General features: G+C 74.1%; 20 protein-coding genes. 11 read left to right on the forward strand and 9 right to left on the reverse strand.

Annotated elements, in window-relative coordinates:
- Both HUW36_RS10335 and HUW36_RS10340 read left to right on the forward strand, forming a co-directional pair.
- Positions 1 to 386 (forward strand): sensor histidine kinase (locus tag HUW36_RS10335; protein WP_246248047.1); only part of this gene is annotated, 386 nt, incomplete at its 5' end.
- A gap of 11 nt (positions 387 to 397) precedes the next feature.
- The gene (locus HUW36_RS10340; RefSeq protein ID WP_174527949.1) at positions 398 to 1,030 is read left to right on the forward strand and encodes a response regulator; all 633 of its coding nucleotides are present in this window, start codon (positions 398 to 400) and stop codon (positions 1,028 to 1,030) included.
- 4 nt (positions 1,031 to 1,034) lie between these two features.
- Here the strand turns inward: HUW36_RS10340 and HUW36_RS10345 are convergent, their stop codons facing one another.
- The 3 genes from HUW36_RS10345 to HUW36_RS10355 form a co-directional block, all read right to left on the reverse strand.
- Complete coding sequence (locus HUW36_RS10345; RefSeq protein WP_174527935.1) at positions 1,035 to 1,607, reverse strand: DUF5709 domain-containing protein; 573 nt, start codon at positions 1,605 to 1,607, stop codon at positions 1,035 to 1,037.
- An 80-nt stretch (positions 1,608 to 1,687) separates the two neighbouring features.
- On the reverse strand, positions 1,688 to 2,371 hold the full coding sequence (locus HUW36_RS10350; RefSeq protein ID WP_246248049.1) for an ATP-binding protein: 684 nt from the start codon (positions 2,369 to 2,371) through the stop codon (positions 1,688 to 1,690).
- 56 nt (positions 2,372 to 2,427) lie between these two features.
- Positions 2,428 to 3,429 (reverse strand): SDR family oxidoreductase, encoded by a 1,002-nt coding sequence (locus HUW36_RS10355; RefSeq protein WP_174527937.1) that lies wholly within the window; start codon positions 3,427 to 3,429, stop codon positions 2,428 to 2,430.
- Between the two features lie 191 nt (positions 3,430 to 3,620).
- Between HUW36_RS10355 and HUW36_RS10360 the strand changes: the two genes are divergently transcribed.
- Positions 3,621 to 4,874, forward strand: a complete 1,254-nt coding sequence (locus HUW36_RS10360) for a glycosyltransferase (RefSeq protein WP_174527938.1) — start codon at positions 3,621 to 3,623, stop codon at positions 4,872 to 4,874.
- On the opposite strand, the gene HUW36_RS10365 is transcribed toward HUW36_RS10360, so the two are convergent.
- The 4 genes from HUW36_RS10365 to aroA form a co-directional block, all read right to left on the reverse strand.
- Positions 4,772 to 5,728, reverse strand: coding sequence for a hypothetical protein (locus HUW36_RS10365; protein WP_174527950.1), 957 nt, complete (start codon positions 5,726 to 5,728; stop codon positions 4,772 to 4,774). The two genes, HUW36_RS10360 and HUW36_RS10365, sit on opposite strands and share 103 nt — an antisense overlap.
- A 59-nt stretch (positions 5,729 to 5,787) precedes the next feature.
- Positions 5,788 to 6,606, reverse strand: a complete 819-nt coding sequence (hisN, locus tag HUW36_RS10370) for a histidinol-phosphatase (protein WP_174527939.1) — start codon at positions 6,604 to 6,606, stop codon at positions 5,788 to 5,790.
- Positions 6,607 to 6,666: 60 nt separating this feature from the next.
- A complete protein-coding gene (gene rsgA, locus HUW36_RS10375) occupies positions 6,667 to 7,560 on the reverse strand; it encodes a ribosome small subunit-dependent GTPase A (protein WP_246248051.1) in 894 nt (297 codons plus the stop codon).
- Positions 7,561 to 7,764: 204 nt separating this feature from the next.
- Positions 7,765 to 9,066: a 3-phosphoshikimate 1-carboxyvinyltransferase gene (gene aroA / locus HUW36_RS10380; protein ID WP_174527941.1), complete on the reverse strand. Its 1,302-nt coding sequence runs from the start codon at positions 9,064 to 9,066 to the stop codon at positions 7,765 to 7,767.
- Positions 9,067 to 9,169: 103 nt separating this feature from the next.
- Between aroA and HUW36_RS10385 the strand changes: the two genes are divergently transcribed.
- The 5 genes from HUW36_RS10385 (at position 9,170) to rsrA (ending at position 12,733) form a co-directional block, all read left to right on the forward strand.
- Positions 9,170 to 9,877, forward strand: a complete 708-nt coding sequence (locus HUW36_RS10385) for an SOS response-associated peptidase (protein ID WP_174527942.1) — start codon at positions 9,170 to 9,172, stop codon at positions 9,875 to 9,877.
- Between the two features lie 212 nt (positions 9,878 to 10,089).
- Positions 10,090 to 10,482, forward strand: a complete 393-nt coding sequence (locus tag HUW36_RS10390) for a WhiB family transcriptional regulator (protein ID WP_174527943.1) — start codon at positions 10,090 to 10,092, stop codon at positions 10,480 to 10,482.
- 298 nt (positions 10,483 to 10,780) lie between these two features.
- Positions 10,781 to 11,395: an alpha/beta hydrolase family protein gene (locus HUW36_RS10395; RefSeq protein ID WP_174527944.1), complete on the forward strand. Its 615-nt coding sequence runs from the start codon at positions 10,781 to 10,783 to the stop codon at positions 11,393 to 11,395.
- Between the two features lie 241 nt (positions 11,396 to 11,636).
- On the forward strand, positions 11,637 to 12,443 hold the full coding sequence (locus HUW36_RS10400; RefSeq protein WP_174527945.1) for a sigma-70 family RNA polymerase sigma factor: 807 nt from the start codon (positions 11,637 to 11,639) through the stop codon (positions 12,441 to 12,443).
- Positions 12,444 to 12,445: 2 nt separating this feature from the next.
- Positions 12,446 to 12,733: a mycothiol system anti-sigma-R factor gene (gene rsrA, locus HUW36_RS10405; protein WP_091576980.1), complete on the forward strand. Its 288-nt coding sequence runs from the start codon at positions 12,446 to 12,448 to the stop codon at positions 12,731 to 12,733.
- A gap of 124 nt (positions 12,734 to 12,857) precedes the next feature.
- Here rsrA and HUW36_RS35110 read toward each other — a convergent pair whose 3' ends face one another.
- Positions 12,858 to 12,932, reverse strand: coding sequence for a 50S ribosomal protein bL37 (locus HUW36_RS35110; RefSeq protein ID WP_369700219.1), 75 nt, complete (start codon positions 12,930 to 12,932; stop codon positions 12,858 to 12,860).
- A gap of 223 nt (positions 12,933 to 13,155) precedes the next feature.
- Here HUW36_RS35110 and HUW36_RS10410 point away from each other — a divergent pair, with 223 nt between their 5' ends.
- Positions 13,156 to 13,371 carry a biotin/lipoyl-binding carrier protein gene (locus tag HUW36_RS10410; RefSeq protein WP_091068708.1) on the forward strand — a complete coding sequence of 72 codons (216 nt, stop codon included), beginning with the start codon at positions 13,156 to 13,158 and terminating at the stop codon, positions 13,369 to 13,371.
- Complete coding sequence (locus HUW36_RS10415; protein WP_174527946.1) at positions 13,368 to 13,880, forward strand: GNAT family N-acetyltransferase; 513 nt, start codon at positions 13,368 to 13,370, stop codon at positions 13,878 to 13,880. The genes HUW36_RS10410 and HUW36_RS10415 overlap by 4 nt, the downstream gene beginning before the upstream one ends.
- A gap of 32 nt (positions 13,881 to 13,912) precedes the next feature.
- Here HUW36_RS10415 and HUW36_RS10420 read toward each other — a convergent pair whose 3' ends face one another.
- Entirely contained in the window at positions 13,913 to 14,476 is a 564-nt protein-coding gene (locus HUW36_RS10420; RefSeq protein WP_174527947.1) for a TetR/AcrR family transcriptional regulator, read from the reverse strand.
- Between the two features lie 118 nt (positions 14,477 to 14,594).
- Here HUW36_RS10420 and HUW36_RS10425 point away from each other — a divergent pair, with 118 nt between their 5' ends.
- The gene (locus tag HUW36_RS10425; RefSeq protein WP_174527948.1) at positions 14,595 to 16,184 is read left to right on the forward strand and encodes an MDR family MFS transporter; all 1,590 of its coding nucleotides are present in this window, start codon (positions 14,595 to 14,597) and stop codon (positions 16,182 to 16,184) included.
- Positions 16,185 to 16,452: the final 268 nt, after the last annotated feature.

The following is a 16,452-nucleotide window of genomic DNA, read 5'->3' on the forward strand; positions in this document are numbered from 1 at the left end:
AGCGGGACCTGCGCGACCTGCTCGACCGGTACGCCTCGGCCACGGTTCAGGTGGCCGCGCCGGCGACCCCGGTGCCGCTACCGGCGCGGACGGCCGGGGAGCTGGCCGCGGCGGTCGGCGCGGCGCTGGACAACGTGGCCCGGCACGCCGGTGGGCGGGCCTGGGTGCTGATCGAGGACGAGGAGGAGACGGTGACCGTCTCGGTACGCGACGAGGGGCCGGGGATCCCGGAGGGGCGGCTGGCGGAGGCCGCCACGCAGGGGCGGCTCGGGGTGGCCCAGTCCATCCGGGGCCGGGTGGCCGACCTGGGCGGCGAGGTGCGGATCGTCTCCGCGCCGGGCGCCGGGACCGAGTTCGAGCTGGTCGTACCGAGGAGCCGGCGGTGAGCATCCGGGTGATGGTGGTCGACGACCACCCGATGTGGCGCGAGGGTGTGGCCCGCGACCTCACCGAGGCCGGTCACCAGGTGGTGGCGACCAGCGGCGAGGGCCGGCAGGCGGTCCGGGTGGCCGCGGCGGCCCGCCCCGACCTGGTCGTGCTCGACCTGCAACTGCCGGACGTCTCCGGGGTGGAGGTGATCCGGGGGCTGCGCGCCGCGCTGCCCGAGGTACGGGTGCTCATGCTGTCGGCCAGCGGTGAGCCGCAGAGCGTGCTGGACGCGGTCAAGGCCGGGGCCACCGGCTACCTGGTGAAGTCGGCCGCGCCGGCCGAGTTCCTCGACGCGGTACGCCGCACCGCGGCCGGGGAGCCGGTGTTCACGCCCGGCCTGGCCGGACTGGTACTGGGGGAGTTCCGGCGGCTCGCGGCCGCGCCGCCGACCCCGCACGACGACGCACCCCGGCTCACCGATCGCGAGACCGAGGTGCTGCGCCTGGTCGCCAAGGGACTGTCCTACAAGCAGATCGCCGAGCGGCTCGGGGTGTCCCACCGGACGGTCCAGAACCACGTGCAGAACACCCTGGGCAAGCTCCAGCTGCACAACCGGGTCGAGCTGACCCGGTACGCCATCGAGCGGGGCCTGGACGGCTGAGACGTCAGTGCGCCTCCGGCGGCCGGGTCTCGTGGATGGCCAGCTCCTCGGCGGTGGCGCCGCCGCCGGCCGCGCCGGCGTCGTAGGCCACGTTGTCCGTCTCCTGGTCGGTGTGCGCGCCCTCGTCCGGTTCGACCAGCCGGCCCACCTGGTGGTCGGCGACGGTGCCGAGCTGGCCGTGGTCGTAGATCGAGACCGGCGAGTCCGGGTCGGAGACCGGCCCCGGGTCGATCACGTCCGCGTCGAGCTGGGCCTGCGCGGCGGCCTCCTCGCTGTCCGCCTCGGCGGCGATGTCCGGGTCGACCGGGCCGGCGAGCGGGTCGTCGGCGGGCCGCTCGTACTGCTCGCGGTCGAGCTTGTAGTCCAGCGACTCGCCGTCGAGCTGCTCCTCCGCCGTGGTGCCGAACCGGTCCACCGCGACCGGCGTGCGGTCACCCGGGATCTGGGCCGGCTCGGGACCGTCCGCCTCACGCCCGGTCAGGACGTCGTCGTTGGCGGTCGAGTCGTCGTCGGCGGTGTCGGGCAGGCCCTCCGCCTCGGGGTCGGACACGGGGGTGGGGTACTCGTCGTCGCGCATGGGGGTGAACTACCCACTGCGTTGACCGCATTAACCGCGACCGAGCGGGTGGATCGGGAGCAAGAGGGCGAAATCCCGCCTCAGTTGCGGAAGGCCGTCTCGTCCTCGGCGTGCAGCACGCACCAGACCACCTTGCCGTCGGGCAGCGGCGTGCTGCCCCACCGACGGGCCACCACGTCGATGAGCAGCAGCCCCCGGCCGCCCACCGAGTCGACCGGAGCCGGCCCGGCGTACGTCGGGCGCCCGGCGGCGTGGTCCCGCACGGCCAGGTGCAGGGCGCTGCCCCGGGGCGCGAGCCGGAGCGTCATCGGCGTCGCGGCGTGCGCCACCACATTGTTGACCATCTCGGTCACCGCGATGCAGGCCGGCTCGGCCAGCTCCGGCAGTCCCCAGCGGGTACACCCCTCGGTGACCAGCGCGCGGGCCTCGCGCGCGGCCTCCACCACCGGGGGGAGCTCGACGTCCAGCAGTTCGGGCGGCACGCCCGCCGGCCGGGGAACCGGCCGGTCGCCGGAGACGAACAGCAGGTCGGCGGCGGGCCAGTCGGCGATTGCGCCGCGGATCTCGTCGAGCGCCTCGCGCGCCCGCGGATCGGTGATCCGGACCCCGGACAGGTCGACCAGCACCGGCCCCGGCCGAGCCCAGCACCGGCCGAGCAGCGTGCCCGCCACGGCCTCGACCCCGGCCCGATCGAGCACACCGGTCAGCCGGACCGTCGCGGAGGAGTCGTCGGTCTCGACCAGGCAACGTGCGTCCGTCGGCATGATCGTCCCATTGTGCACGTCGGCTACCCTCGGCGCATCGGTCCGGTCGACGGGACTCATGATCTACCGGCCCGGGAACGTCGGCCGATCGCCGCGACGGTGCCGACCGCCGTACCGGCCGCGGCCAGCCCGAAGGCAGCGGTCAGCCGCAGGAGCTGCCCGCGCCGGCCGGACCAGCCGTCGGTCCGCTCCGCCGCCGCGTCGGGGGTGAAGACGTTGCCGGTGGCGTCCAGGCGTACCCCGGGACCGAACTGGGTCCGCGCGGTGTACCAGCCGAGCACCCGCTCGGCCACCGCCGGGGCGAGCCGCCACTGGAGCCCGATCAGCCGGGCCGCGCCGCCCGCGTACGCCTCCCGGCGGGGACGGCGCAGCAGCCGGACGATCGTCTCGGCCACCATCTCCGGCGGGTAGACCGGCGGGGGCGGGGTCAGCTCCCGGCCGGTGTGGTTCGCCGCGTGCCGGAAGAACGGCGTGTCGATGGTGGCCGGCAGCACGGTGCAGATCGAGACGGCGCCGCGGCCGGTCACCCGCAGCTCCTGCCGGACCGTGTCGGCCAGTCCCCGGATGGCGTGCTTGGTGGCGTTGTACGCCGACTGGTACGGCATGGCCACCTCGGCCAGCACGGACGCGTTGTTGACCAGCACGCCGCCGCCGGCCGCCCCGAGCCAGGGCAGCGCGGCCCGCGTCCCGTGCACGGTGCCGAGCAGGTTCACCTCGACCACCCGGCGGAACTCGGCCACCGGGATCTCGTCGAACAGCCCCACCGTGCCGACGGCCGCGTTGTTGACCCAGGCGTCGATGCGGCCGAACTCGGCCGCCGCGCGCGCCGCCAGTCGCTCCACCGAATCCGGATCGGTCACGTCGGTGGGCACCACCAGGGCGCGCCCGCCCAGCTCCCGGCAGTGCGCGGCGACCCGCTCCAACGCCGCCTCGGTCCGGGCGGCCAGCACCACGTCGGTGCCGCGCCTGGCCAGCGCGTAGGCGGTGGCCGCGCCTATCCCACTGGAGGCGCCGGTGATGACGACGGTGGCGTCGGCGAGGGTGCGGGTGAGCGGCATCCTTCGTCGGTACCCCCACGCGGGCCGCTCATGCCGCCCGGGCCGACCTGGTCGGGACCGGTCCGCACGGTGTCCCGCTCGCGCGACGGGCAGCCGCGCTGCCGATCTGCCAGGTTTGGGCGCACCGGGTCCGGGTTAATGGGACGCTCTGACCGGGAGACCCCGCTCGCGAGAACGCATGGAGGTGCACCATGCGCGTCGGCCTTGTATGCGCGCACGCCGGCTCGTCCACCGACGGTCCCACCGTCGGGACCCAGGAGCACATTGCGCGTGTGGCGGCGGAGCTCGCCGCCCGGGGCCACGAGGTCCGGGTGTACGAACGCCGCGACGCGGCGACCCAGCCGGCGCTCGCCGAGCTGGACGGCTACCGCCTGGAACGGGTGCCGGTCGGTCCGGCCGACCCGCTGCCCACCGCCGAGCTGGTGCCGTACGTGGCCGAGTTCGGCCGCTGGCTCGCCCGGGAGTGGGCCGGTGAGTGGGCCCCCGAGGTGGTGCACGGTCACTACTGGGTGGGCGGTCTCGCCGCCGCCCACGCGGTCCGCACCACCGACATCCCGGTGGTGCAGACCTTCCACTCGCTCGGCGTCGAGCAGCTGCGTCACCTGGGCCGGCGCTACGGCGGGCCGGGCGAGCGCATCCCGCTGGAGCGGGCGCTGACCCGGGCCGTGGACGTGGCGGTCGCCCAGTGCAACGACGAGGTCGACGAGCTGACCCGGATGGGCCTCCAACGCACCTCGGTGGCGATGGTGCCGACCGGCGTGGACACCGGACAGTTCCACCCGGACGGCGAGGCCGCCCCCCGGGACCAGCGCTCCCGGATCCTCTCCGTGGGCGGACTCTCCGCCGGCCACGGCCAGGACGACCTGATCCGGGCGATGCGGCTGGTCGGCGACGCCGAGCTGGTGATCGCGGGCGGCCCGCCGGCCGAGCGGCTGGCCGGTCACGCCGAGGCCCGCCGGCTGCGCGAGCTGGCCGAGCGGGCCGGGGTGGCCGAGCAGGTGAAGCTGGTCGGCGCGGTCCCGCACGACCAGATGGCCACCTGGTACCGCTCCGCCGACGTGGTGGCCTGCACGCCGCACTATTCGTCCGCCGGCCGCGTCTCGCTGGAGGCGATGGCCTGCGGCGTGCCGGTGGTCGGCTACGCCATGGGCGGCATCGCCGACGCCGTGGTGGACGAGGTGACCGGCAAGCTGGTGCCGCCGGGCGACGTCCGCACCCTCGGGGTGACGCTGCGCCGGATGCTCACCGACAACGCCGGACGGTTCGCGTACGGCCACGCCGCGGTGGACCGGGTGCGGTGCAGCTACACCTGGGAACGCACGGCGGCGGCGCTGGAGCGTCTCTACGAGCGGGTGATCGGGCGCCGTCGTCCGGCCACCCCGGTGGAGCCGACCCCGCCGGTCGAGGTGGCCGTCGAGGCCCGGGGACCGGTCGAGGCGGCCTGAGCCGGCACCACACCGGCACCGATCATCGCCGGCCCCCGCTCGCGGGCGGTCGCGTGGTGGTGCTGCGGCTCGGCGTACCGGGTCAGGCCCACCACGGCGGCCAGCGTGACCAGGAATCCGAGCCCGGCCAGCCACTCCCGCCCGGGCCAGATCTTGTCGTTGAGCAGCAGCAGCCCGACGATCGCCGCGGGCACCGCGCCGGCGGCGTCCATCGCGGCCACCGCGGCCGTGGTCGAGCCGCGTTGCATCGCCAGGCCGAGCAGCAGCTGGCCGACCACCGAGTGGGCGATCAGCAGGTAGAGCAGCGGGTCGCGGACGAACGCCTCCGCGGAGTCGGCCGAGGCGAGCGGGCGGGCCGCCACCGCGGCGGCGGAGAACGCCATCCCGGCCAGCGAGCCGAGCACCACCGAGCCGGGCGCGCCGTGCAGCCGGGCGGCGAAGAAGCCGGACACGGCGATCGCGCCGAGCGCCACCACCAGACTGATCAACCCGGCCGTGCCCAGTTGCCGCGACGGCGCCGGCTCGGCGGAGAGCACCAGCGCGGTGATCCCGCCGAAGAGCAGCACCAGCAGGACCACCTCGGCGGCCGGCAGGCGCCACTTCAGCACCAGCACACCGAGCACGGCGGTCACCCCCAGCCCGGCCGCCACGCTGGCCTGGACCAGGAACAGCGGCAGGTCGCGCCGGGCCAGGAAGGCCAGCACGAAGCCGACGACCTGGCAGGTCAACCCGACCAGGTACGTCCGGTGACCGGCCAGCCGCAGCAGCAGCCCCGGGTCGAACGTGTGGTGCACGGTGGTCCGCGCGGCGGCGACCGACTGGAGGAGGTTGGCGAAGCCGTACGCGACGATCATCGCCGCGAGGAAGCACCAACCGGAGGAGACCACCTGGCGAGGATAGAGCTCTCGCCGGGTCAGCGCTCGGCCGGCCGGCCGAGCCGGCGCAGGATCTCGTCGTGCAGCACGCCGTTGCTGGCGATCGCGCTGACGTCGCCCGAGCCCGCACCGGCCGGCGCGGGTCGCCCGGCCAGGTCGGTGAACGTGCCGCCGGCCTCGGTGACGATCGGCACCAGCGCGGCGACGTCCCACAGCGACAGCTCCGGCTCCACCATCACCTCCAGCGCGCCCTCGGCCAGCAGCATGTAGCCGTAGAAGTCGCCGTACGCCCGGCTGCGCCAGGTGTCGCGCATCAGCTGGAGCATCGCGTCCAGGCGGCCGGCCCGTTCCCAACCGGTCAGCGAGGAGTAGCAGACGCTGGCGTCGGCCAGCGCGGTGACGCCGGAGACCCGGATCGGCGTCGCCTCGGCCGGGCCGGCACCGGCGAACGCGCCCGCGCCCACCGCGCCCCACCAGCGCCGCCCGAGCGCCGGCGCGGAGACCAGGCCGAGCACCGGACGGTCGTGCTCCAGCAACGCGATCAGGGTGGCCCAGACGGGTACGCCCCGGACGAAGTTCTTCGTCCCGTCGATCGGGTCGACCACCCAGCGCCGCCCGTCCGGGCCGGCGGCGGGCTGCTCCCCGTACTCCTCGCCGAGCAGGCCGTCGTCCGGCCGGTGCGCGGCCAGCAGGGCCCGGATCTCCCGTTCCACGGCGGTGTCCGCGTCGGAGACCGGGGTCAGGTCCGGCTTCGACTCGACCCGGAGGTCCAGGGCGCGGAACCGGGCCGAGGAGACGGCGTCCGCGGCGTCGGCGAGCAGGTGGGCGAGGGCGAGGTCGTCGGCGTACCCGGTCATGGTCGACACGCTAGTGCGGGCCGGGCCGGCGGCACCGGCGGGTCGGCGTCCGTCCGCCGGTCAGGAACCGGCGAGCGGATCGCCCGGGTTGCGCTCCGGCTCGCGCGGGTCGCCCTCGCCGCTGCGCGAGGCGAGCAACCGACGGTACGAGGCCAGCCGGCGCTGGTCCGCCTTCCCGGCGGCCACCCAGGCGTCCAACGCGCAGTCCGCCTCGTCGGCGGTGTGCGGGCAGTTGGCCGGGCAGTCGACGGTCGCCTCGACCAGGTCGGGGAAGCCGTGCAGCAGACTCTCCGCCGAGACGTGCGCGAGCCCGAAGCTGCGCACGCCGGGGGTGTCGACGATCCACCCCGGGTCGCCGACCGGGTCGGGCGGCGGCGGCAGGCGCAGCACCACCGCGCTGGTCGAGGTGTGCCGGCCCCGGCCGATCGCGCTCACCGTGCCGACCGCCCGCTCCGCGTCCGGGACCAGGCGGTTGACGAGCGTCGACTTGCCCACCCCGGAGTGACCCACCAGCACCGAGACCCGGCCGGCGAGCAGCGCCCGCAGCTCGGCGAGGTCGGAGTCCGGCCGGATCAGCACGTACGGCAGCTCCAGCTCCGTGTAGTAGCCGAGCACCGCCTCCGGACCGGCCAGGTCGGCCTTGGTGAGGCAGAGCAGCGGCTCGATGTCGGCGTCGTACGCGGCAACCAGGCAGCGGTCGATGAACCCGGTGCGCGGCGGCGGGTCGGCCAGCGCGCTGACGATCACCAGCTGGTCGGCGTTCGCCACCACCACCCGCTCCAACCGGCCCTCGGCGGTGGTCTCGTCGTCGTCGGCGGTGCGCCGCAGCACGGAGCTGCGCTCGGCGATGCGGACGATGCGGGCCAGCGCGCCGGCCGCGCCGGAGGTGTCGCCGACCAGCCCCACCCGGTCGCCCACCACCACCGACTTGCGTCCCAGCTCGCGGGCGCGCATGGCGGTGACGATCGGGGCGTCCGGACCGGCGTCGGGCAGTACGCAGGTGTAGCGCCCGCGGTCGACGGCGATCACGAACCCGTCGACGGCGTCGGCGTGCCGGGGCCGGGTGCGCGTACGGGGGCGCGACGACCGGCCGGGGCGTACCCGGACGTCGTCCTCGTCGTACTCCCGCCGCTTCGTCGCCAGGACGTCCCCCCGCTGTCAGTTCTTGCCGGTCACCATCCCCGACCATAGTGCCGGAAACTCCGGCATGGTCTTCGAGGTGCACGTCACGTCGTCGACCTCGATGCCGGGGACGGCCAGGCCGGCCACCGCCGCGGCGTGCGCCATCCGGTGGTCGGCGTACGTCCGGAACGTGCCGCCGCGCAGCGGGCGGGGCCGGATCTCCAGGCCGTCGTGGGTCTCGGTGACGTCCGCGCCCAGCCCGGCGAACTCCTTGGCCAGCGCGGTCACCCGGTCGCTCTCGTGACCCCGGATGTGACCGATCCCGGTCAGCCGGGACGGGCCGTCGGCCAGCAGGGTGAGCGCGGTCAGCACCGGGGTCAGCTCGCCCACGTCGGAGAGGTCGGCGTCCAGCCCGCGGACCGTGCCGGTGCCCCGCACGGTCAACCCGTCGGTGCCGAGCGTGACCTCGCCGCCCATCCGGTGCAGCAGCTCGCGCAGCCGCTCGACCGGCTGGAGGCTGCTGCGCGGCCAGCCCTGAAGGGTGACCTCGCCGCCGGTGACCAGCGCGGCGGCGAAGAACGGCGCGGCGCCGGAGAGGTCGGGCTCGATCTCCCAGCCGCGCCCGGTGAGCGGGCCGGGCTCGACCACCCAGACGTCGGGGGTGGTGTCGTCCACCGCCGCCCCGGCGGCCCGCAGCATCTGCACGGTCATCCGCAGGTGCGGCGCGGACGGCACCGGCGGGCCCTGGTGCCGGACCACCACGCCCCGGTCGAAGCGGGGGGCGGCCAGCAGCAGCCCGGAGACCAGTTGACTGGACGCGGAGGCGTCGATGACGACCTCGCCGCCGGTCACCCGGCCGGCGCCGAGGACCACCAGGGGCAGGCTGCCGGTCGGCGGGGTGTCGATGCGGACGCCGAGCGTGCGCAGCGCACCGATCAGCGGGCCGAGCGGTCGGGTGCGCGCGTGCGGGTCGCCGTCGAACGTGACCCGCCCGGCGGCCAGCCCGGCCACCGGCGGCAGGAAGCGCATCACGGTGCCGGCCAGCCCGACGTCGACGTGCGCCGGGCCGACCAGCGGATGCGGCCGGACCAGCCAGCGGTCGTCGTCGGAGGCCGACATGTGGGCCCCCAGCTCGCGCAGGCCGCCGGCCATCAGCTCGGTGTCCCGCGCGCGCAGTGGCCGGTCGAGCGTCGACGGCCCGCTGGCCAGCGCACCGAGCACCAGGGCCCGGGCGGTCATGGACTTGGAGCCCGGCAGGCGCAGCGTCGCGGCGACCGGGTCGCTCGCGGTCGGCGCCGTCCACGGCTGCGGCGGACGCGTCGCGGTCAGATTCCCCACGCCCCCCATTCTGCCAACCCGACGGCCCGGTGGAACCGTCCCTCCGCCCTGCTCCCGCTGGGCGGGACAGCCGAAACGCGCGGGTGGGGCTAGCGTGGGCGCCATGTGCGGGAGGTACGCGACGACCCGGAGCGCGGGCGACCTGAGCGCGCTGTTCGAGTCGGCCGACGAGACCGACGGCGTCGGGCCCGACTTCAACGTCGCCCCGACCGATCCGGTGCCGCTGGTCCGGCTCGCGCCGGAGGGGCACCGGCTGCTTTCGGTCGGGCGTTGGGGCCTGCTCCCGCCCTGGTCACGCAGCGCCGCCGGCGCCGCCCGCATGATCAACGCGCGGGCCGAGACGGTCGCCACCAGCCGCGCGTACGCCCCGTCCTTCGCCCGCCGGCGCTGCCTGGTCCCGGCCGACGGGTGGTACGAGTGGGTCCGACGTCCCGACGGCCGTCGGCAGCCCTACTTCATGACCCCGCGGGACGGCTCGGTGCTGGCGTTCGCGGGCATCTGGTCGCTCTGGGAGTCGGCCGGTCAGGCCCGGCTGACGTTCAGCGTGCTGACCACGGCGGCGCTCGGCGAGCTGGCCGAGGTGCACGACCGGATGCCACTGCTGCTGTCCCCGGAGCGTTGGGCGTCGTGGCTCGGCCCGACCGAGGAGCCGGCCGCGTTGCTCACCCCGCCCGACGCCGCGCAGCTCGCCGGGTTGGAGATCCGGCCGGTCTCCCCGGCCGTCGGCGACGTCCGCAACGACGGGCCGGAGCTGATCCGGCGGGTCGGCCGGGCGGGGGCGGAGGCGGATTCCGAACTGACACTGTTCTGATCACGTTCGGCACATTGTCGTGTGCTGATTTGCCGGGGTTGCGCCTGAAACGTCGCCCGGACGTTCAGCCATGTTTACCGAAGACCCTTGTCCCCGCGTGCGCTAGTGCGATAGAACACAGCGCCGGTGGTGGGTGGCCGTTCGCACGGGGCGGATGACATCCATCGATCTCTTCGAAGATCCTCGCCGGTCCCACGGGGGAGGTGGGTGTATTGACACGGGCACGCATGCCCCGCCCGCACGAGGTGGCCGCCGCACGGCGCGATCCACGACTGCTACGGGCTCTACGCGAACGGCGACAGGACGACGCGTGGCGCACCAGAGGCACCTGTCAGAGCGTCGATCCGGAGACGTTCTTCCCGGCGCCCAACGAGCCGGCCGACGCGGCGGTGGCGCTCTGCCGCACCTGCGACGTCCAGGGCTCCTGCCTGGCCTGGGCGCTGGAGGTCGGCGACTGTCACGGAGTCTGGGGCGGCACCACGCCACGTGAGCGGCGGGCCATGCTCGTCGCCTGGCGCAGCGAGGTGCAGCCGGATCCGGACGCGATCGACGATGCCGGACCGCCGGTCCGTGACCGCCTGCTCACGCTTGTGCCGTTGAGCTGATCATCACGCCCGTCGCCCGCGGTCCGGTTCGCCGGCCCGCGGGCGCCGGCCTCGTCGGTCCGACCCCGACGGCGTTCACCGTGCCGGGCACATCCGCCACCGCTTCGGTGGCAGTTCGCCACTCGGTGGGATTCCGCTTCCACGGCATGAGACCAGCAGAGATCTTGGTAGGAAAGGGCCCTCATAGGGGCCATGCCGCACCAAGATCTCTAGGGACCCGAGCCGCGCGAGCCGCCGCCGGCTGAGGCCGAGGTGGGGATGTCCGCGTCGTACGTGGCGTTGTGCGCAGAATGAGTCGGTGCGGCACGACGACGAGATCGACACTCCACGGGGACCGGCCCGGATCCGGCTCGACCGACCGACGACAGCCGGCTCCACGGTCCTGGTGCTGGGCCACGGGGCGGGCGGGAGCGTGGACGCGCCGGACCTGGTCGCGGTCCGCGACGCGGTGTGCGACGCGGGGGCGGGAGTGGTGCTGGTGACCCAGCCCTACCGGGTCGCCGGCCGGCGCGCGCCGGCACCCGCCGGGCACCTCGACGAGGCCTGGACGGCGGTGCTGGCCGAGCTGCGCCGACGCCTGCCGGAGACCGGTCGCTGGGTGGTGGGCGGCCGGTCCAGCGGTGCCCGGGTGGCCTGCCGTACCGCCGGGACGGTCGGGGCGTCCGGGGTGGTGGCGCTGGCGTTCCCGCTGCACCCGCCCGGGCGGCCGGAACGCTCCCGGGCGGCGGAACTGGACACCGGCGTGCCGACGCTTGTGGTCAACGGCGACCGGGACCCGTTCGGCGTACCCGCTGCGGGGCCGGGGGTCGAGGTGGTGGTCCGGCCGGGGGAGCGCCACGACCTGCGGGTCGATCCGACGGGCACGGCGGCGACGGTCCGCGACTGGCTCGCCGCCCGCGGTTGGCTGACCTGAACCACGGTCCGGGAGGCGTGACCCTCCCCGGCGGTGATCGTTGCACCGGGTGGCGCCGGCCGCCCGGTTCGGGCGCGCCGGGGTCACCTCCCAGGCCCTTCCTGGTCCCAGCGTCGGTCGCGGCCGAGGCTGGGGCCGGGAACGGGTGGACGGGGGGTCGAGCCGATGCGATGGAATGCGACGGCCCGCGCTTCGCGTTGAAGCCCCTTGGACGACATTGTCAGCGCGAGGGGGGTGACCGGTGCCGATCGAGACACGGAGCCGGGAGCGGGACGAACGGGACGAACGGCGGCTGCGGCGGCTGCTCGACGCGCCGGAGTGGCCCGCGTCGGGGTCGGCCGTGAGCACCGGCACACACTCGGGAAGTGAATCTGCTGGCTTCCGGGTACGCGTATCCTCGGCGGGAAAGCATCCGACGCGAGGGGATGTGCGGTTGACCACCGAGAAGACGGACGAGCGCAGGGCCCGCTTCGAGCGGGACGCGATGCCCTTCGTCGATCAGCTCTACGCTGCCGGGCTGCGGATGACCCGCAACCCGGCGGATGCCGAGGACCTGGTCCAGGAGACCTACCTGAAGGCGTACGCCGCCTTCCACCAGTTCGAGCAGGGCACCAACCTGAAGGCCTGGCTCTACCGGATCCTGACCAACACCTACATCAACTCCTACCGGAAGCGGCAGCGCCAGCCGATCCAGGCGCCGACCGACGAGATCACCGACTGGCAGCTCGCCGAGGCGGAGTCGCACACGTCGAGCGGCCTGCGTTCGGCTGAGACCGAGGCGCTCGACCGGCTGCCGGACAGTGACGTCAAGGAGGCCCTCCAGCAGCTGCCGGAGGAGTTCCGCCTGGCCGTCTACCTGACCGACGTCGAGGGCTTCTCCTACAAGGAGGTCGCCGACATTATGGGCACGCCGATCGGCACCGTGATGTCCCGCCTGCACCGGGGCCGGCGCAATCTGCGCAAGCTGCTCGAGGGGTACGCGGCCGAGCGCGGTTTCAGCGCCGCGTCGTCGAAGGGTTCGACCGCGACCGCCGGCCGGGAGGTGTGACCGTGAGCTGTGGAGAACCGCACGAGACGGACTGCCGCGAGGTGCTCGCCGAGGTCTACCTCTACCTCGACCTGGAGTGTGCCGAGGAGCGCCGGGTCCTTATCCGGCACCACCTCGACGAGTGTGGCCCGTGCCTGCGCGAGTACGGCATCGAGCAGGAGGTGAAGGCGCTCGTCGCCCGGTGCTGCGGCAACGAGGCCGCGCCGGAGAAGCTGCGGGAGCGGCTGCGGCTGCGGCTGACCGAGCTGGTGGTCTTCGAGACGACCGAGTCGCGCGAGCTGGCCGACTGACGCCGGTCGCGCGAGCTGGCCGACCGACGCCGGCGGCCGACGACGTACACCGGTGGCCCGGGTCCGCGCTGGACCCGGGCCACCGGTCTGTCCGGCCTCGGGCCGGCGTGCTGATCGCGGACGATCAGGAGTTGGGGCGCTTGCCGTGGTTCGCGCCGCTCTTCTTCCGGGCCTTCTTCTTCCGGGCCTTCTTCGCCATGCTGTGCCTCCTTGTGCTGGTCACGGTCCGTCCGCGGCGGAGCGCGGCGGAGGTCGCGTGTGGTCCCCGGCGGGCCGGGAGCCGACCCGCACGATGCTAGTGCCGCCCGGTCCGTCGCGTGGGCGGCGGGGCGGGTCCGCGCGTGGGTGGTCCGGGGGCCGGGGTGACCGGCGTCATGATTGGATACCGTCGCAGGACTGTCGGACAGAGGGAGGGCCGGGACATGGCCGAGGAGATCCGCGCCGAGATGGTGGCGAACGTCTGGAAGGTCGTCGCGTCGGCCGGGGACACCGTGTCCGAGGGCGACACGCTGGTGATCCTGGAGTCGATGAAGATGGAGATCCCGGTGGTCGCCGAGTCCGACGGCGTGGTGCAGCAGCTCGCGGTCAACGAGGGCGACGTGGTGCAGGACGGCGACCTGATCGCGGTGATCGGTTGAGCGGCCTGCTCGTCCGCCGCGCGGCACCGGCGGACTTCCCGGCGGTGGCCCGCCTGACGGTGGCCGCGTACGAGGCGGACGGCCAGCTCAAGGGCGAGAACGGGTACGCCGTGGTGCTCGCCGACGTGGCCGGCCGGGCGGAGACCGGTGAGGTGCTGGTGGCCGTGGACGAGCCGACCGGCACGGTGCTCGGCGCGGTCACGTTCGTGCTGCCCGGGACCCCGTTCGCGGAACTCGCCGGGCCGGGCGAGGCCGAGTTCCGGATGCTCGCGGTGGACCCGGCCGCCCAGGGGCGGGGCGCCGGCGAGGCGCTGGCGCGGGCGTGCGTGGCGCGCGCCGGCGAACTGGGCTGCACGGCGGTGGTGATCTGCGTACGCGCCGGCATGGCGGCGAGCGCGCGGCGTCTGTACGACCGGCTCGGGTTCGTCCGGCTGCCGGAGAAGGACTGGTCCCCGCTGCCCGGCGTCGAGCTGCTCGGCCTGCGCCGGACGCTGACCGCCGAGGGCTGAGCCGGACGCTGACCGCCGAGGGCTGAGGCGGTTCAGCCGCCGATCTTCGCCAGCAGCTCGTCGGCCACCTCCAGGGCGATCTTCTTCCGCTCGTCGTCGGAGATGCCCGGCGCGCGCACCGCGAACCAGCTGGTGTGCACCGCGAACAGGGTGAGCGCGGCCCGTAGCTGGGCCGCCGGCGAGTCGTCGCCGCGGCACAGCTCGCCGGCGAGCCGCATCATCCGGTCGCGCATCTGCTGGCCGGCCACGAGGCTCTTGAGCACGGTCTGGTTCTGCTCGAAGAACCGCATCACCTTGGGCAGCTCGCCGGCGAACATGGCGTCGGCGTACCTGCCGATCAGCGCGCGCCGGGTCTCCAGCGTGGCCGGCTGCTCGGCGGCCCAGGCGATCAGCTCGTCCATCCGGCGCAGCCGGTCGTCGACGAAGCTGGTGACGATCTCGTCCTTGCTCTTGAAGTGGTAGTAGAGCGCGGCCTTCGTCACGTTGAGGCGCTCGGCGATCTCCCGGAGCGAGGTCTTCTCGTACCCCTGCTCGGTGAAGAGCTCCAGCGCGACCGCCTGGATCCGCTGGCGCGTGCCGCCCGTGCCCTCGCTCACCCGACCGACACCTTCCAATCCGCTTGACGCTCGCCCGTCCTCAGCTTACCGTGCGGCTAGTAAGTCAACTAGCCGGGCGGCAAGTAAGTCGATCACCGATCTGCGGGGGAGCCTACCCATGAGTCAACCAGCCGAGGTCACCGCGAGACCCAATGTCCGCGTCGTCCTGTTCGGCCTGATGATCGCGATGATGCTCGCGATGCTCGACAACATGATCGTCAGCACCGCGCTGCCGCGCATCGTCTTCGAGTTCGGGGGGGCCGACCACTTCACCTGGGTGGTCACCGCGTACGTGCTCGGCACCACGGTCTCCACCCCGATCTGGGGCAAGCTCGGCGACCTCTACGGCCGCAAGGCGGTCTTCCTCACCGCGGTGGTCGTCTTCCTGGTCGGCTCCGCCCTCTGCGGCATGTCCGGCTCCGGCGTCTTCGGCGGCACCGACAACGGGATGATCGAGCTGATCGCGTTCCGGGCGGTCCAGGGTCTCGGCGCCGGCGGTCTGATGGTCGGCGTCATGGCGATCATCGGCGACCTGGTCCCGCCCCGGGAGCGGGGCCGCTACCAGGGCATGATCGCCGGCATCATGGCGATCGCCATGGTGGCCGGCCCGCTGGTCGGCGGGTTCATCACCGACAACCTGTCCTGGCGTTGGGCGTTCTACGTCAACCTGCCGCTGGGCGGCGTGGCGCTGCTGGTCCTCGCCACCACCATGCACCTGCCGAAGTACCGCACCGAACACAAGATCGACTGGCTGGGCGCGGCGCTGCTGTCGGTGGGCATCACGGCGCTCGTGCTGGTCACCACGTGGGGCGGCAACGAGTACGACTGGGGTTCGCCGCAGATTCTCGGCCTCGCCGCGCTGGCCGTGGTCGCCCTGGGTGCCTTCGCCATGGTCGAGCGGCGCGCGCCCGAGCCGATCCTGCCGCTGGGCCTGTTCGCCAACCGCAACTTCGCGCTCATCTCGGTGATCGGGTTCCTGCTGGGCTTCGCCATGTTCGGCGCGATGAACTTCCTCCCGCTCTACCAGCAGACCGTCCAGGGCGCGTCCGCCACGAACAGCGGGCTGCTGCTTCTCCCGCTGATGTTCGGCATGCTCGTGGTCTCGCTCGTGGTGGGCCGGACGATCACGAAGACCGGGCGCTACCGGGCCTTCCCGATCGTCGGCGGCGTGGTGATGGCGCTCGGCATGGGGCTGCTCAGCCTGCTCGACCTCGACACCAGCAAGGCCCAGTCCTCGCTCTACATGGTCGTGCTCGGCGTCGGCATGGGCTTCCTCATGCAGACCTCGATGCTGATCGCGCAGAACAGCGTCGAGCAGAAGGACCTGGGCGCGGCGAGCGGCGCGGCGACCTTCTTCCGGTCCATCGGCGGCTCGTTCGGCGTCTCGCTCTTCGGTGCCGTCTTCGCCAACCGGCTGGCCGACTCGGCGGCCGGCCCGGCGTTCGCCGGCACGGGCGGCGGCGAGGGCGGGGCGCTGGACCTGGAGAAGCTCAAGCAGCTCACCGGCTCGGCGCGGGAGGTGGTGCTGGGCGCGCTTTCCGACGCCATCTCGCACGTCTTCCTGTGGGCCGTCTTCTTCACCGTGGCGGTCCCGGTGCTCGCCTGGTTCATCAAGGAGGTGCCGCTGCGGGCGACGAACGACGTCCCGCCGGCCGGCGCCACGCCGGAGGACGAGGCCGAGGTCGCGCTCGGCAAGGCCCCCGTCTGACGTGTAAGGAAGGGGCCCCGCTCAACGCCTGGCGTTGTACCGGGGCCCCTTCTTGACGCCGCGTACTGGCAGCACCGTCCCGGGGGGGACCGCCCCGGGCGTCGTCAGGCGCGACGAAACAGGGCGGTGAGGTGCCGCCACAGCCGGCGCAGCGGGCCGGCCCCGGCACCGGCGACCAACGACTCGGCGGTGGCCCGGGTGGCCGGGTCGAGGGCCGGGGTGGCCCGGGCCAGATGTGCCAGCGACATCGCCGCCGGGGTGCGGCGGG

The organism is Micromonospora maritima (assembly GCF_902825405.1).
GTDB classification, from domain to species: Bacteria; Actinomycetota; Actinomycetes; order Mycobacteriales; family Micromonosporaceae; genus Micromonospora; species Micromonospora maritima.

Bases quoted from the DNA above. Each gene is read 5' to 3' on its own strand.
- rsgA (WP_246248051.1), bottom strand. From the start codon at position 7,560: ATGCGCGCCCGCGAGCTGGGACGCAAGTCGGTGGTGGTGGGCGACCGG.
- HUW36_RS10340 (WP_174527949.1), top strand. From the start codon at position 398: ATGGTGGTCGACGACCACCCGATGTGGCGCGAGGGTGTGGCCCGCGAC.
- HUW36_RS10385 (WP_174527942.1), top strand. From the start codon at position 9,170: ATGTGCGGGAGGTACGCGACGACCCGGAGCGCGGGCGACCTGAGCGCG.
- HUW36_RS10355 (WP_174527937.1), bottom strand. From the start codon at position 3,429: ATGCCGCTCACCCGCACCCTCGCCGACGCCACCGTCGTCATCACCGGC.
- HUW36_RS10350 (WP_246248049.1), bottom strand. From the start codon at position 2,371: ATGCCGACGGACGCACGTTGCCTGGTCGAGACCGACGACTCCTCCGCG.
- HUW36_RS10365 (WP_174527950.1), bottom strand. From the start codon at position 5,728: ATGATCGTCGCGTACGGCTTCGCCAACCTCCTCCAGTCGGTCGCCGCC.
- HUW36_RS10410 (WP_091068708.1), top strand. From the start codon at position 13,156: ATGGCCGAGGAGATCCGCGCCGAGATGGTGGCGAACGTCTGGAAGGTC.
- hisN (WP_174527939.1), bottom strand. From the start codon at position 6,606: ATGACCGGGTACGCCGACGACCTCGCCCTCGCCCACCTGCTCGCCGAC.
- HUW36_RS10425 (WP_174527948.1), top strand. From the start codon at position 14,595: ATGAGTCAACCAGCCGAGGTCACCGCGAGACCCAATGTCCGCGTCGTC.
- HUW36_RS10360 (WP_174527938.1), top strand. From the start codon at position 3,621: ATGCGCGTCGGCCTTGTATGCGCGCACGCCGGCTCGTCCACCGACGGT.
- HUW36_RS10345 (WP_174527935.1), bottom strand. From the start codon at position 1,607: ATGCGCGACGACGAGTACCCCACCCCCGTGTCCGACCCCGAGGCGGAG.